The following is a 14,345-nucleotide window of genomic DNA, read 5'->3' on the forward strand; positions in this document are numbered from 1 at the left end:
ATGGGACATAAGATTATTACAGAAAAAGATTTTTGGATGTGCTCCAGTGGTGCGATGCCTGCACAACTACAGGGAACCAGAAAAAGCAATAAAAAAAGCTCAGGAGAAGTCTACATCACTGTTGCGGATACCGCTACAAGCAGCTGGATAGATTTTGGCTGTACAAAGAATATGCTTTGGGCCGCACTTTTAACTGCTGTGGCTGTAGTGGTAGTGGTCGCCTTAATTGTAGGTACCGGAGGTGTTGCTGCCATAGGTCTTATCGGAATGATGGCCATCGGCGCAGCGGCAGGAGTTGCAGGAGGAGTTATTGCAGCCGTAGACGGAGCATTGAAGTGTGGGCAAAAAAATGCCACGGCAAGAACATGGGATGCTAGTAAAAATAATCTTCTTCTTACAGGCACTCCAGGTATTACAGGAGACCGTACCATGACCTGTTCTATAGGTGGAGTGGTAAAATTTGCCCCTGAAATCAAAAGCTGGACCCATGCTTTAGCTTTGGGTAGCTTTAATTATGTCACTCAGCTTGCAGGCTGTGCCCTTGGTGGTGCGGCGGTAGGGGCTGGAGGATTTCTGGTCTCGGGACTGGCAGGCGGATCACTAGCCGTAGCAGCACCAACCTTTTCCAGTGTTCTCTCAAACGTTGCCGGAAGTTTTACCGGAATTTGGGGAGGCAGCCGTGCATTGTTCGGATTAAATGCGCTGGCTAATGAGCATGCTTATGGAAATGTTCAGAATGCCGGTGATGCCGGAGCTGCTTTAGTCAATGGAGGAATTCCTGAAATTGGTATGGGACAGCGTATTTTTACCGGACAGGCTCATCCTTCTGACTATCTTCTGTTTTTATATTTATTAAATATAAAAGTGAAGGAACCTGCACCACCCATTAAAGAGCAGAATAGTGGAGGCGATAAAGATGGAAATAATACTTCTAAAGAAGAAGGAAACAAAACGCCTGAAGAAGAAGGAGCTAATGGAAGCAAAGGACAAGGAGAAACAACAACAAAACCCAATGAAGGCGGGGAAGCAAATTCTTATGAAAGTAGTCAGCCTGGTGATCCGCCTGGTACCTATAGAGATAGCAATGGAAGATTAAAAGATTCTCAAACTCATAAATTCGTTAAGGATCCTAATGCCCAGGTTGCAGAACCAACCGAACCTAATCCTAATAACCCAAATGATACAAATCGACCAAGCTGGAGAAAAAGTGAAATTGATGCGGAACAAATGTATCCTGGTTATGATACTCAAAAAAGTTTCATTGATGGCAAAGAAGTGCCGTATGGAACGGAAGGAAGTACAAGGCCTGATTTATATAATACAGGACATAGTGTTGAGGTGAAAAATTATGATGTCACATCTAATACGGGTCGAAGAAATTTAACGAATGAGCTTAACAGACAATATACAGACAGATTACAAAATCTTCCACCAGGAACAAGACAGACAGCAGTAATTGATGTTAGAGGTCAAAATATGTCTCCTGAGGCATTAGTTCAGTTAGAATCTAGTATTCAAAAGAGTTGTCCGAATCTGGAGGTAATTTTTATTCAATAATTAATATATTTATAAAAAATAAATAATGACAGGATTAAAGGTAGGACCTATATTTTATAAGATAGGCACGGGTGATTTTTTACATTCTTTTTTTTCTACAATTGCTTATAATCTGGAAAATAATAAATGGGGCAGTAGATTTCCATTGCTAATGAATGAATTGTATTATAAAACTTTACCCGCAGATAAGGTAGATGGAGCAATTAATGAATTAAAAACGATCCAAAAAGAATTGGAAGAATATTCACCATCTATGGTAGTGTGGGATATTGAGGATCTGTCGAAACAACCACCTTGGGGAGATAATATTGCCGAAAGAATAACCGATCTGTCCAATTATTTTTATACCAATGATGGTGAAGATCTTTTTAATGTCTTCTATAAAGCCTTTGATGCTGCAAAAAGTGTTAATAAAGATATTAATATCCATAGTATGTAATCTTTACTAGAAGTATATTAAAAAACAAAGCTTACCAAAAGAAATGAAGATTTATGGAATATGAAGATTTAGAAAAAGAGTTACAAGCTGAAATAGAAAAAGGAGAAGAGATTGCGATTGAAAATATTCAGAATGGCGTGCGATTTTCTCCATTTATTTATTTTGGCGAAAAAAATATTAAAAAGATGATTGCGGACTCTTTGGATGAAGCCATTGAAATGGCAGAATAAGAAATAGAAAGCATTGACGAAGAGACGGTGGTTTTAATCTACAGTAATAAGATTACTCTTAAAGACGGTAGTTTTGATGCTATTGTTTCTCAGGTATATAATGTTGATGAAGGTTCAGGGTATTCTTTTGGAATGGTTTATAAAATAGAAGATAATAAAATGAAATTTCTTAATAAAAGAGTGTTTCTGGGAAATGTAAGAAACTGCCTTATTTTTTAATTTAAAATATACAAGCCCCATATAAAATATAAATCCTAAAAACCAGATATGGGAAATAAGATTATTACAGAAAAAGACTTCTGGATGTGCTCCAGCGGCGCAATGCCTGCACAACTACAGGGAACCAGAAAAAGCAATAAAAAAAGCTCAGGAGAAGTCTATATCACTGTAGCGGATACCGCTACAAGCAGCTGGATCGATTTCGGCTGTACAAAAAATATGCTTTGGGCCGCACTTTTAACTGCTGTGGCTGTAGTGGTAGTGGTCGCCTTAATTGTAGGTACCGGAGGTGTTGCTGCTATAGGTCTTATCGGAATGATGGCTATAGGCGCAGCTGCTGGGGTTGCAGGTGGAGTTATTGCAGCCGTAGACGGAGCGTTGAAGTGTGGGCAAAAAAATGCAACAGCAAGAACATGGGATGGAAGTAAGAGCAATCTAATACTTACAGGCACTCCAGGTATTACAGGAGACCGTACCATGACCTGTTCTATAGGTGGAGTGGTGAAATTTGCTCCTGAAATCAAAAGCTGGACCCATGCTTTAGCTTTGGGTAGCTTTAATTATGTCACTCAGCTTGCAGGCTGTGCCCTTGGTGGTGCGGCGGTAGGGGCTGGAGGATTTCTGGTCTCGGGACTTGCAGGCGGATCACTAGCCGTAGCAGCGCCAACCTTTTCCAGTGTTCTCTCAAACGTTGCCGGAAGTTTTACCGGAATTTGGGGAGGAAGTCGGGCATTGTTCGGATTAAATGCGCTGGCTAATGAGCATGCTTATGGAAATGTTCAGGATGCCGGTGATGCCGGAGCTGCTTTAGTCAATGGAGGAATTCCTGAAATAGGTATGGGAAAACGTATTTTTACCGGACAGGCCCATCCGTCCGATTATCTTCTTTTCCTATATTTGCTTAATATTAAAGTGAAAGAGCCTGCTCCGCCTATAAAAGAATCAAACAGCGGTGGTGATAAGGATGGAAATACTCCTTCTGATAATGACGGAAATACCGCTAATAAAGAAGAAGGAAAACCAAAAGATGAAGGTCAGCCAAAGGACGAAGAACCACCAAAAGACGAGAAACAGCAAGCGGCAGAGGAAGATGGACCTAACGGAAATAAAGGACAAGGTGATGAAGGGCAAAACAATTCCGGAGAAAATAAAAAAGGTGATGCTTATGAAAGTACACCCCAAAAACCTAGTGATAAATTAATTGCTGATACAGAGGCGAAGGCTAAAGAAATTGTAGAAACTCAAAGTGCTAAAGAAAGGGGACCATGTTTATCAGGCGTATATGATCCTGCAACAGGTAAAACCTTTTTTGGACAAAACTTTAAAAATAACGTAACAGGCAAGAATGCTTATGAAAAATGGTTGAGTGATCCTCCTGAATTGGGTGGTGCAGATCCTCTTATCAAACAAAAAGTGGCAGAGTACGAAGCCAAAATTAAAAGTGGTGAAATAAAACTTCCTGAAACTGCAGACAACCGATTAGCAGCTCACTCTGAAATAAGAGCTTACGATCAGGCTTTAAAAGCAAGAAGGGAAGCCGGTCTTCCGGTAGATGAAAATTCAATCCGGGAAATGGATCTTCACAACAGGGATTTACAGAATAATGCAATTAAAAATAATAATGGAACACCTCCTCCTAAGGTAAGATGCCCTCATTGTGGTTTCCTGACAGATGGAATAAACACTCATGGACATAAATAATAAACTTATATGATTGACAAAAATGCAGAGTTGAGATTAGAAGATACTGATGATCGTTTGTATACTAAAAATGATAGTAACGGATTTGCTGTATATTTTTTAGATAAAGAATGTAAAGAACCCTTTACGGGAGAAATATATGTAAAATTCAAAGATGCTATAGAATCTGAAGCCCAATATAAGAATGGCTACAAAAATGGGATCGAATATATCTATGATTCTGACGGAAATCTGGAGCAGGCTAATGAAAACAAAGGCAATGTAATGTATGGTGTTTCAAAAGAATATGATGAAGATGGGAATATTGTAAATGCAAGCATCGTTTTTAATAATGAGTATCTGAAATCTATTGAACTTATTGATGGGACATTTCAGGAAACAACTTCTTACCAGGATAAATTCGGAGAATTTTTGCCGGATTATATATGGGAACTGTTAAGCCTTTCCAAAGAAGAATTGTTTAATTATGAATTTAAACCTGATAATCCGCATCTTAATTATAGTAAAAAATAAAGAAGACCTGAAAAGGTCTTTTTTTATTTGATGGAACTTTAAAATTAAAAATCTCATCTTTAATTGTAGAACATAAATATTCCTATTTTCTTATATTTGTTCATTATAGAAAATATGGACGCAACTCAAGATAAAAGGTTATTTCTCATCGATGCTTATGCGATGATTTTCAGAGGATATTACGCATTGATCAGAAATCCAAGGTTAACGAGTACGGGAATTGATACTTCGGCTATTTTTGGTTTTACAAACTCTCTGATCGAATTGATCAGAAGAGAAAGACCTACGCATTTGGCAGTGGTGTTTGATGTAGGACAAGCCAGTGTAAGAACAGATGATTTTGCAGATTATAAGGCGAACAGAAGTGAAACCCCTGAGGCGATCAAGATTGCCGTTCCGTACATTCACAGGATTTTGGAAGCCATGCATATTCCTTACTTAGGGGTTGAAGGATATGAAGCGGATGACGTAATCGGTACAATTGCCTGCAAAGCAGAAAAAGAAGGATACACTACTTTTATGGTAACACCGGACAAAGACTTTGCCCAATTGGTTACCGATAAAATCAAGATTTATAAACCAGGTTTAAAAGGAGGAGATATAGAAATTCTTGGTGTAGAAGAAGTAAAAGCTAAATATGAAATCGATGATCCGAAACAGGTCATTGACTTCCTGGCGATGATGGGGGATGCCGTAGATAATATTCCGGGATTAGAAGGAGTAGGAGAAAAAACCGCGATGAAATTCCTGAAAGAATACGGAAGTATCGAAAATCTTTTAGCCAATACCCATCAGTTAAAAGGAAAGTTGAAAGAAAAAGTAGAAGCATCGGCAGAAAGAGGAATTTTATCTAAAAAACTAGCCACCATTATCTGCGATGCTCCTATCGAGTTCCATCAGGAACAATACGATCTTGAAACTCCTGATTTTGAAAAAGTAAAACAGGTTTTTGACGAGATAGAATTCAGAAGATTATATGAAAATCTTTACCGTGCTTTTGCTCCTACAGAAACTGTTGTGGTAAGTGAGGTTGAGGTTACACAGACTCCTGCCGGAACTCATGTAAAGGGTCAGGTTACACAGCTTGATCTGTTTGCTACTTATGAGGAATTGGATCAGGCGACTTCTACAAAATCAACAATAGAACACAACGAACATTTATACCAGTTTATAGATAATCCTAAAGCCCAAAAAATCCTTGTTAACAATTTATTACAGCAAAGGGTAGTATGTTTTGATACAGAAACAACTTCTTTAAATGAGCTGGAAGCTGAATTGGTAGGAATGAGTTTCTCGTATAAGAAAGGATTGGCTTATTACATACCTTTGTCAGAAGATCAAGGAGAAGTGCTGCAAACATTAGAAATTTTCAGACCTTTTTTTGAAAAGGAAGATCTTCTTAAGGTAGCCCATAACCTGAAATTCGATTACAAGATATTAAAGCAATACGGCATTACTGTAAAAGGTGCAATGTTCGATACCATGATTGCTCACTATCTTCTGAATCCGGACGGAAGACACGGAATGGATTACCTTTCAGAAGTATATTTAAATTATAAACCTGTTTCCATAGAAACCATTATTGGTAAAAAAGGTAAGAAGCAGGGAACTTTCAGAGACGCAGATTTAAGGACACAAACGGACTATGCTGCGGAAGACGCAGATGTAACGTTCCAATTATATGAGCTTTTTGCTCCGCAATTGAAAAAAGAAAACCTTGAAGACCTTTTTTTTAAAATAGAAATGCCATTAATGGTCGTTCTGGCAAAAATGGAACTGGCGGGGATTTCTCTTGATGAAAAATGGTTGGCTCAGGAAAGTATTGACCTTGAAAACGATCTGAAACAGCTTGAATCTAAAATTTTCGAGTTTTCAGGGGAGGAATTCAATATGAACTCTCCTAAGCAGTTAGGAGAAATATTATTTGAAAAGATGCAGCTTGATCCGAAAGCTAAAAAAACTAAAACAGGGCAATATGCTACTTCAGAAGATGTTCTTCAAAAACTTTCTTCAAAGCATGAGATCATTCAGCATATCCTGGAATACAGAACCTATCAGAAACTGAAATCAACATATGTAGATGCCTTACCATCCCAGATTGATAAAGATGAGCGTGTACATACCAATTTCTCGCAGACAACTGCTGCAACCGGACGTCTGGCAAGTGTAAACCCGAATTTGCAGAATATTCCGATCAGGACATTGAGAGGACAACAGATTCGTGGTGCATTTGTTTCCGGAGAAGGAAAGAAAATCATCTCAGCCGATTATTCTCAGATCGAATTACGTTTGATTGCTGAAATTTCAGGTGAAAATAATATGATCAAAGCGTTCCAGGACGGTGAAGATATCCACGCTTCTACAGCTGCGAAACTCTTTAAAATTCCTTTGGAAGAAGTATCCAAAACACAAAGAGGGCAGGCTAAAACAGTTAACTTCGGAATCATTTACGGTCAGGGCGCTTTCGCACTAGCAGAACAAACAGGGCTATCCAGATCAGAAGCCAAACAGATGATCGAAGCTTATTTTGAGACCTATCCGAAGCTGAAAGAGTATATGGCTGAGCAGGTTAAAAAAGCGCGCGAGTTAGGATATGTAGAAACTATTTTAGGAAGAAAGCGTCATTTAAAAGATATCAACTCCAATAACTTTGTTGTGCGTGGCCATGCAGAGCGGAATGCCGTCAATGCTCCTGTTCAGGGAAGCGCGGCAGATGTTGTAAAAATGGCAATGATCAAAATTGACAAGCAATTGGATGAACAAAATCTTCAAACCAAAATGCTGCTGCAGGTACATGACGAATTGGTATTTGAATCGCCGATCGAAGAAATTGAAGTAGCTACAAAACTTATCAAAACCGAAATGGAAAGTGCCATCGAAACGCAGGTTCCTTTATTGGTTGAGGTTGGAGTAGGGAACAACTGGCTGGAAGCCCATTAAAATACAATTGTTTCATGTAACAATAAAAAAATGCTGAATTCAATTCAGCATTTTTTCGTTGATAATTATTGATCTTAAAGGATTGGTTCCAAATAGGTGAACTGTATCGATTTACTATTCCAGAATACAGATGATTTTTTTTGGACACCATTGATTTTAAACTCAATGGGTTTGAACGGAATTCTAAAGCTATCGATGCTGTATTTTCCATTTGTCCGTCCCAAAAGTAATAATTTTTGTTCGGGAGCTAATTTAACCATGTTAAGAAACTCTCCGGCAGCAATTCCTATTTGCCCTAAGGTTAATAAAACACTGATAGGACATTGTACCTGAAATTTAGGGTCTAGCAGAAGACTATGAAGAGGACTTGGTTGTATAGATGCATTGTATAATATATCATCGGGCTTGATATGTAAAAGAAGGTTTTCTCCTTCACGTGCTGAGGTGATAGATATTTTTGATACGGACTCTGGTATACTAATGTCAATATCACTTGATACTCTTTTATCATAATCGGAAAAGCAAAAGAAAATATGTCCAAGGTCCACAGGCTTTAACTCAAGATTGGACTGCAGAGTAGCATCGACATTACCATAGTATTGCATGCTCATTTCTGAAAGATCCGGATTGAAACGGAGAGATTGAAAATGAACAAACGCTTTTCCGTTACCGGATATTTCTCCTTTAAATCTTCCCAAAGCTAAGAAATCCAGGGTTTCCCGCCAGACGTTACAGGCTGCTACTTTGGCTTCATTTTCAACCTGATGAGCAATACGAGCTGTTTCACGGGCAGTCTGCCAAATGACTCTTTGCGCCTCTCTTCGTACTCTGCATGCAGCCCTTGTACTGTGACATATCGGGTCCCATCTGGAGCAGCTCCAGTTACAACTTGGGCCGTTAAAATCAGGATATTTAAAATCAGTTCTTACTTTCTGGCAGTTGATATCACCTCTTTTTACTTCCAGCTTCTCATTGAATGAAGTCTGAGGAATAATGAAATTCTGTTTTAAGCTAATAGGATTGGAAAATGCCTCGTTGAAAATCGATGAAATCTCTGCCTTACTTACATTGGCCGTTACTGACGATTTTGCATCAATAGGCTCAAAAACACTTAACCACAAATTGTCATACTTCTCACTGAATAATTTGAATAGTTTTGATAACTCAGCTTCACTTCTTGGTTTGTTTTGAGAAATACTTTTTAAGTCATTAATTAAAGGCTTTTCTTTTGTTAATTCAGCCATTATTGAAACACCTGTGGATTGTATTCTTACTGATGATTTTTTTACAAACCGTGATATTCTTATGGAGTCAGCGATAATTTCAGTATCCGGATTTTTAAACATTTCCTTTAGGCTAAGCTGATAAGATTGTCCCCAGCCAATATTAATAATTGTTGGCTTTTTAAAAATTTGTCCGTTTACATTGTCGATATAATTTTTAAGAATGGGGGAAAGCATTTTTGCCAATACCTTTTGTGATATTTTGGGATGTTTCAAAAATTGAATGCTTTCAATTTTTAAAGAAGTTAAAGCACTTCTCAGGTATAAAGAATCTGATTTGGTAGAAACAGCAGTAACCCCTTTGAAATTCCCGGTGGCTTCTATACTATATTTAGGAAACCTGACTGAAAAATCAGCTTCTACAAATATTCCCTGTTTATCAAAGGATAGTTTTGGAGTTACATTTTGTACCAGGATGTTCTCATCATTTATCGCTTCCGCTGCTTTTTTGATCTCAGGAGGTAAATATTGCAGAATGATATCCCTATCTATATTTACTCCTATATGGGGGCTGAAATCAGTAAGCTCAGAAAGGTTTTTTTCAACCGAGGTATATTGCTGGTCGATGGTAGAAACAGGCGGAAATTTTTTATTCAATGCGGTTTTTAGCGGAGTACAGCTGCCTAGAAAAAGTAAGACGCTGAATAGGCTTAAAGTTTTTGATAAATAATTTTTCATGGCTCTTTGTTTTGGTTAGTTTTATCTCTAAACAAAGTTGGAATAATCACCATTCAGTTTCAATTACCCTTTTTCGCTATTTTTTTTAAATAAGAAAAAGCCTTAAACTATTGTTAAGGCTGCCATTATTACGGTTAATTTTTTTATTAGAATTCTGAATCTATTTAGCTTTTGAAAGTGCCATTTTCACGGCGAGAAAAACCAGTACACTGGCCATAAACCATTTTTGTATTCGCACCCAGAGAGGATTTTTAGCAAAAAAGGAAGCTACTTTTGCTGCGGTCAGAACAATGATGAAATTGATGGTGAAACTTGTGAAGGCCTGTATCATCCCAAGTTCAATGCTTTGTGTAAAAATAGAGCCATATTGAGGCTTTATAAACTGTGGGAAAAAGGAAAGGTAAAAAACAGCGACCTTTGGATTAAGAACATTCGTTAAAAAACCAACGGTAAAGAGTTTTCGGGGACTGTCTATGGTCATGTCTTTATCCACTTCAAAAATGTTCTTACTGTTGGGTTTGATAGCCTGATAAGCAAGGTATAAAAGATATACTGTTCCCAATGTTTTTAAAATAATATAAGCGTATGGAACAGCAAATAATACAGCGGTAAGTCCAAAAGAAACCATGACAATATGAAATAAAAAGCCACAGACCACACCGGCAAGAGAAATCAGTCCCGCTTTTTTTCCCTGTGTAATGGATCTTGAAATCAAATAGATCATGTTAGGCCCGGGACTTATGACCAGAATAAGCGCTGCCAGAGCGAAAAATAAAAGATCATGGATAGGAATCATAATTTTTCACAAAGGTATAAAAATGCCTTAAAAGGAAAGTCTAAATACTATTCCGATCTTGCTTTTTCACTTCATAAAACTTTTTTAGAGGTTTTTTTAATCAAAAAGAGTAAAAAATAGATAAAAAGATTTTTCATTTCGACAAAATTTGTAAATTTGTCAAATATTTCTATACAGAAAATTAACCAGATGAGTCAACCACTTTCCCAGGAAGAAATTTTAAAAAGCCAGATTTTACAGACCGTACAGGATCTGTATCAAAGGTATGGCATTAAAAAGGTGACGATGGATGATGTAGCTAAAGCTGTGGGAAAGACCAGAAGTGCTCTTTATTATTATTTCAAAAACAGGGATGAGCTTTTTGAGGCAGTTATGATTTCCTTAGTAGATGAAGTGAAGGATGAGCTGGAAAAGATGATTTATAAAGAAGAAACTTTAGAATCGCGCATCCGGGCTTTTTGTTTTGCTAAAGTAAAGGGTTTTAAAAAGACCAGAAACTTTATAACAGCTATTGAAGCACGTATGGATAGCGAGGAACGCTCTAAATATTCTGACATTATATGGGAAATTCATCAGAGGATGATGCGTTCTGAGACTGCTTTGTTAAAAAAAGTAATTCGCGATGCTGTAACAGCAGGTGAAATTAATGAACCTGATTCCACAGCTCTAGATGTTCTCTTGTTTGTTTTACTGAGCAGCATTCGTGGGATCCGACGTGAATCAGTTAGTGAGAATTATAAGGATCAATGGGAAGATGGTGCAGAAATGTTTGCCCAAATGATTGTTGAGAAGATAAAAGGATGATTTTTTTTATTCAAAATTTGACGTTTTGATGATTTTTGTCAAATAGTTAGATTGGAGTTGTATTAGTAATTAAAACAAGATATTATACATAATGAATATCAGCAGTGTAAGCACATTCAGGGCTTTTAAAAGTGGCAATTTCAAATATTATTTTGCAGGACGTTCCATATCCCAGTTTGGAACATGGATGCAGCGAACAGCTATTGTATGGCTCATCTATTCGCTTACCCATTCTTCGTTTATGTTGGGGGGTACAGTGTTTGCTGAGCAATTTCCTTCATTCCTTTTTTCTTTTGCCGGAGGGGTTGCGGCAGACCGGTTCAACAGGAGTACGATCATACGATGGACACAGATTGCGGCAGTATTGCAAACCTCATTACTGGCGGTCTTATTTTTAACCCATCATATTGTTGTCTGGCAAATTCTGGCTTTAAGTGTGGTGTTGGGAATAATCAATGCTTTTGATGTTCCGGCAAGGCAAACAATGATCAGCCAGGTAGTGATGGAGGAAAGTGATGTTCCAAGTGCACTTTCTCTCAGCTCTGCAACATCAAGTATCAGCAAGGTATTAGGTCCTGCAGTTGCGGGTTTTGTATTAGAGCATTGGAATGTCGGTTTTTGTTTTGTACTTAATGCAATTGGTTTTATGATTGTAATTGTCTGTTTTTCGATGATGAAGTTGCCGACATATGAAAAGAAAACAACGCATAAAAAAGTACTCTTAGAATTCAAAGAGGGGTGGGTTTATCTTAAAAATGAGTCCAGAATCGGCTTGGTAATTCTTATGCTTTCCCTGATGGGTTTACTGGTTTTACCTTACGATACTTTAATTCCTGAGGTTGCTAAAATTACTTTTAAAGGAAGTGCATCCACTTTTGGATATATTTCAGGATTTATAGGTTTAGGAGCTGTTTCAGGAACCATTTTACTGGCCTCACTCAAAAGAAATGATAAGCTCAGGTTCTATCTTGTTCTGAGTACAGCAGCCCTTGGTTTGGGGCTCATTCTGTTTTCGCAGTCAACAAATTTTTACTGGGCAATGCTGTTTGTGGTCTTTACAGGATTTGGAAGTGTGATGCAACTGACCAGCTGTAATATTATCGTGCAGTCCGAAGCGGCACCTCATATGAAAGGGAGGGCGATCAGTATTTTATTAACGGCTATTTTTGGAATGCTTCCGTTGGGAAGTTTAGTCACAGGATATGCTTCAGAGCATATAGGAAGTAGTAATACACTCCTGATTCAAGGAATACTCGCAATCCTGATAGCAATATGTTTCTACAGGTTATTTACAATTCCTGAAAAAAATAAAGTATCCTCTCCGGAAAAAGAGGAATTCACTCGTGAAACAATTTAATATTAAAAAAAATGCAAGAAACAAACAAAAGCGCTTTGCTGGTAATGGATATGCAAAATTCTATTTTACAGAATATTGACGATCCGAAGCCATTAGTCAGCAATATTTCCAAAGCCATTTCTCATGCGAGGTCAAACGGGATCCCGGTTATTTACGTCGTGGTTGCTTTCAGACCCGGAGCTCCTGAGATCAGTGAACATAACAAAACTTTTTCCAGATTTGGAAACAAAGAAATGTGGACTCCGGAATTTGCAGCACAATGGCAGGAGATTCACCAGAAAGTCCAACCTGAAAAAGATGAAGTGATCGTAACAAAAAAACGGTTCAGTGCATTTACAGGAAGTGATCTGGAGGTTGTATTAAGAGGAAAGGAGATCCGACATCTTATACTGACTGGCATCAGTACTTCGGGAGTAGTATTATCTACTTTACGGGAAGCTGCAGATAAGGATTATGAATTGACGGTGATTGAAGATTGTTGTGCAGACAGGGATTCTGAAGTTCATCAGGTACTTACTGCTAAAGTATTTCCTATTCAGGCCGAGGTGGTCAGTTTGGGTAATTGGATAGGATAAAAAATCAAAACTCCGGATAATAATCCGGAGTTTTGATTTTTTCTTAGTTCTCATTTATTTTAATGGAGTTTTCTTTATATTTTCCACTTCTTTCTCCATTCTGTTTTCCCAGCCTTTTCCATTTCTTTTATCCAAGTAGGGTTGCACTGTTTCTTTATATTTTTTTTCGCCTTTTACTGATATAAAGATCAGTTTATTTCTCATTGTTAAATATTTGATCAGCGGTCTTTAAATAAAATTTGATAAACTTTTAAAATAATAAATCCAATCACAAAAAGTGCTATAGCAAGAACAATAGCCCTAAAATAAAGCTTTTGATATGCCGGATAATCAGAAGGAACTTTAAAATCATCAGCTGACTGAATCTTATTTTCCTTCAATATTTTTTCAATTCTGGCAGCATCTTTTTTATTGAAGTAAAATCTGATATCACCGGAAGCAGTTTGCATTTCAGAATCAGTCCAGTATTCAATATTAGCTTCGCAGAGCTTGCTTTCGAAGTCTATGGATTTTCGGAAAGGAATGTAGATCCGGTATTGTTCGTTATCAAAAATGGTTGGTTTCATAGGTTCTCAGATACTGTATATTAGTTCACGGTTCCTATAGCCAGAAAAACGATCAGCATAAAACCTGTAATACCTAAAATAAAAATGGAAAATTTCTTAATATCTTCAAAACTCCTTCCTTTTTTTAAGATCAATCTTCTGAAGCCGTTTGATATTAATGAGAGTAATGCTGTGATAAAGACCAGTCCCAGAGCAGAGCATACTCCCGGCCCGGGAAATGTTTGTAAGGTATTTTTATTTCCGGAATGAGGAAGAAAATCATACAGGAAAAGTGCATTCCACGCAATAATCAGCAATATAGGGACTAAAGGTTTTAAAGGAAATCCACCCTGCATTTGCTGTTCAATAATTGTATAATTCTTTGGAGGTGCAGTATTTTCTTTAGCTGCTAAAAATCCGGTTTTTTCTATTTCATTGATTATTCCTGCAGGATCTCTAAAGGTCCAGAAAATAACATTTGAATTGTACTTCTCAACGCGATGATCGATTTTGATTCCCTGTCCGATCAGAGGAATTGAAGTGTACGGCTTTATAGAGATAATATCCTGAGGTTGGAAAACAAGATTGCCTACCAGGGAAGCATTAATCTTTAGTATATCTGCATCAACATACAGGTCAGCAAATGGATAAGTGGCATTGGCAAGACCAATCCTTGCACCACCTGTTAATGTGAAGTTTTTTTCCATA

Annotated in this window: 15 protein-coding genes; 10 read left to right on the forward strand and 5 right to left on the reverse strand. The window is 37.6% G+C overall.

What is annotated here, in order from left to right; all coding sequences use genetic code 11:
- The 7 genes from MTQ00_RS20815 to polA all read left to right on the forward strand — a co-directional run bounded on the left by MTQ00_RS20815 (nt 1) and on the right by polA (nt 7,599).
- The gene (locus MTQ00_RS20815) at nt 1–1,557 is read left to right on the forward strand and encodes a hypothetical protein (RefSeq protein ID WP_273650855.1); all 1,557 of its coding nucleotides are present in this window, start codon (nt 1–3) and stop codon (nt 1,555–1,557) included.
- A gap of 25 nt (nt 1,558–1,582) precedes the next feature.
- A complete protein-coding gene (locus MTQ00_RS20820) occupies nt 1,583–1,996 on the forward strand; it encodes an immunity 70 family protein (RefSeq protein WP_273650856.1) in 414 nt (137 codons plus the stop codon).
- Between the two features lie 53 nt (nt 1,997–2,049).
- The gene (locus MTQ00_RS20825) at nt 2,050–2,226 is read left to right on the forward strand and encodes a hypothetical protein (protein WP_273650857.1); all 177 of its coding nucleotides are present in this window, start codon (nt 2,050–2,052) and stop codon (nt 2,224–2,226) included.
- 27 nt (nt 2,227–2,253) lie between these two features.
- Nucleotides 2,254–2,445, forward strand: a complete 192-nt coding sequence (locus tag MTQ00_RS20830; RefSeq protein ID WP_273650858.1) for a hypothetical protein — start codon at nt 2,254–2,256, stop codon at nt 2,443–2,445.
- Between the two features lie 48 nt (nt 2,446–2,493).
- Nucleotides 2,494–4,146: a hypothetical protein gene (locus MTQ00_RS20835; RefSeq protein ID WP_273650859.1), complete on the forward strand. Its 1,653-nt coding sequence runs from the start codon at nt 2,494–2,496 to the stop codon at nt 4,144–4,146.
- Nucleotides 4,147–4,155: 9 nt separating this feature from the next.
- Nucleotides 4,156–4,659, forward strand: coding sequence for a hypothetical protein (locus MTQ00_RS20840; protein ID WP_273650860.1), 504 nt, complete (start codon nt 4,156–4,158; stop codon nt 4,657–4,659).
- Between the two features lie 114 nt (nt 4,660–4,773).
- Nucleotides 4,774–7,599, forward strand: a complete 2,826-nt coding sequence (gene polA / locus MTQ00_RS20845) for a DNA polymerase I (RefSeq protein ID WP_273650861.1) — start codon at nt 4,774–4,776, stop codon at nt 7,597–7,599.
- A 74-nt stretch (nt 7,600–7,673) separates the two neighbouring features.
- Here polA and MTQ00_RS20850 read toward each other — a convergent pair whose 3' ends face one another.
- Both MTQ00_RS20850 and MTQ00_RS20855 read right to left on the reverse strand, forming a co-directional pair.
- Nucleotides 7,674–9,560, reverse strand: coding sequence for a hypothetical protein (locus tag MTQ00_RS20850; RefSeq protein WP_273650862.1), 1,887 nt, complete (start codon nt 9,558–9,560; stop codon nt 7,674–7,676).
- A gap of 160 nt (nt 9,561–9,720) precedes the next feature.
- A complete protein-coding gene (locus MTQ00_RS20855) occupies nt 9,721–10,356 on the reverse strand; it encodes a LysE family translocator (RefSeq protein ID WP_273650863.1) in 636 nt (211 codons plus the stop codon).
- 189 nt (nt 10,357–10,545) lie between these two features.
- On the opposite strand from MTQ00_RS20855, the gene MTQ00_RS20860 reads away from it, so the two are divergent.
- The 3 genes from MTQ00_RS20860 (at nt 10,546) to MTQ00_RS20870 (ending at nt 13,092) form a co-directional block, all read left to right on the forward strand.
- A complete protein-coding gene (locus MTQ00_RS20860; protein ID WP_273650864.1) occupies nt 10,546–11,160 on the forward strand; it encodes a TetR/AcrR family transcriptional regulator in 615 nt (204 codons plus the stop codon).
- Between the two features lie 91 nt (nt 11,161–11,251).
- Complete coding sequence (locus MTQ00_RS20865) at nt 11,252–12,517, forward strand: MFS transporter (RefSeq protein WP_273650865.1); 1,266 nt, start codon at nt 11,252–11,254, stop codon at nt 12,515–12,517.
- A gap of 11 nt (nt 12,518–12,528) precedes the next feature.
- Nucleotides 12,529–13,092 (forward strand): cysteine hydrolase family protein, encoded by a 564-nt coding sequence (locus MTQ00_RS20870; RefSeq protein ID WP_273650866.1) that lies wholly within the window; start codon nt 12,529–12,531, stop codon nt 13,090–13,092.
- Nucleotides 13,093–13,146: 54 nt separating this feature from the next.
- Here MTQ00_RS20870 and MTQ00_RS20875 read toward each other — a convergent pair whose 3' ends face one another.
- From MTQ00_RS20875 to MTQ00_RS20885, 3 genes are read right to left on the reverse strand one after another with little or no spacing between them, the layout of a single operon-like run.
- Complete coding sequence (locus MTQ00_RS20875) at nt 13,147–13,296, reverse strand: FEKKY domain-containing protein (RefSeq protein ID WP_172284128.1); 150 nt, start codon at nt 13,294–13,296, stop codon at nt 13,147–13,149.
- 14 nt (nt 13,297–13,310) lie between these two features.
- A complete protein-coding gene (locus tag MTQ00_RS20880; RefSeq protein WP_172284130.1) occupies nt 13,311–13,658 on the reverse strand; it encodes a hypothetical protein in 348 nt (115 codons plus the stop codon).
- A 20-nt stretch (nt 13,659–13,678) separates the two neighbouring features.
- The gene (locus MTQ00_RS20885; RefSeq protein WP_273650867.1) at nt 13,679–14,344 is read right to left on the reverse strand and encodes a hypothetical protein; all 666 of its coding nucleotides are present in this window, start codon (nt 14,342–14,344) and stop codon (nt 13,679–13,681) included.
- Nucleotide 14,345 lies beyond the last annotated feature (1 nt).

This window comes from Chryseobacterium sp. B21-037 (assembly GCF_028570785.1).
GTDB classification, from domain to species: domain Bacteria; phylum Bacteroidota; class Bacteroidia; order Flavobacteriales; family Weeksellaceae; genus Chryseobacterium; species Chryseobacterium proteolyticum.

Coding starts and splice junctions, on each gene's coding strand:
- MTQ00_RS20815 (WP_273650855.1), top strand. CDS start 1: ATGGGACATAAGATTATTACAGAAAAAGATTTTTGGATGTGCTCCAGT.
- MTQ00_RS20820 (WP_273650856.1), top strand. CDS start 1,583: ATGACAGGATTAAAGGTAGGACCTATATTTTATAAGATAGGCACGGGT.
- MTQ00_RS20825 (WP_273650857.1), top strand. CDS start 2,050: ATGGAATATGAAGATTTAGAAAAAGAGTTACAAGCTGAAATAGAAAAA.
- MTQ00_RS20835 (WP_273650859.1), top strand. CDS start 2,494: ATGGGAAATAAGATTATTACAGAAAAAGACTTCTGGATGTGCTCCAGC.
- MTQ00_RS20840 (WP_273650860.1), top strand. CDS start 4,156: ATGATTGACAAAAATGCAGAGTTGAGATTAGAAGATACTGATGATCGT.
- polA (WP_273650861.1), top strand. CDS start 4,774: ATGGACGCAACTCAAGATAAAAGGTTATTTCTCATCGATGCTTATGCG.
- MTQ00_RS20850 (WP_273650862.1), bottom strand. CDS start 9,560: ATGAAAAATTATTTATCAAAAACTTTAAGCCTATTCAGCGTCTTACTT.
- MTQ00_RS20855 (WP_273650863.1), bottom strand. CDS start 10,356: ATGATTCCTATCCATGATCTTTTATTTTTCGCTCTGGCAGCGCTTATT.
- MTQ00_RS20860 (WP_273650864.1), top strand. CDS start 10,546: ATGAGTCAACCACTTTCCCAGGAAGAAATTTTAAAAAGCCAGATTTTA.
- MTQ00_RS20865 (WP_273650865.1), top strand. CDS start 11,252: ATGAATATCAGCAGTGTAAGCACATTCAGGGCTTTTAAAAGTGGCAAT.
- MTQ00_RS20870 (WP_273650866.1), top strand. CDS start 12,529: ATGCAAGAAACAAACAAAAGCGCTTTGCTGGTAATGGATATGCAAAAT.
- MTQ00_RS20875 (WP_172284128.1), bottom strand. CDS start 13,296: ATGAGAAATAAACTGATCTTTATATCAGTAAAAGGCGAAAAAAAATAT.
- MTQ00_RS20880 (WP_172284130.1), bottom strand. CDS start 13,658: ATGAAACCAACCATTTTTGATAACGAACAATACCGGATCTACATTCCT.
- MTQ00_RS20885 (WP_273650867.1), bottom strand. CDS start 14,344: ATGGAAAAAAACTTCACATTAACAGGTGGTGCAAGGATTGGTCTTGCC.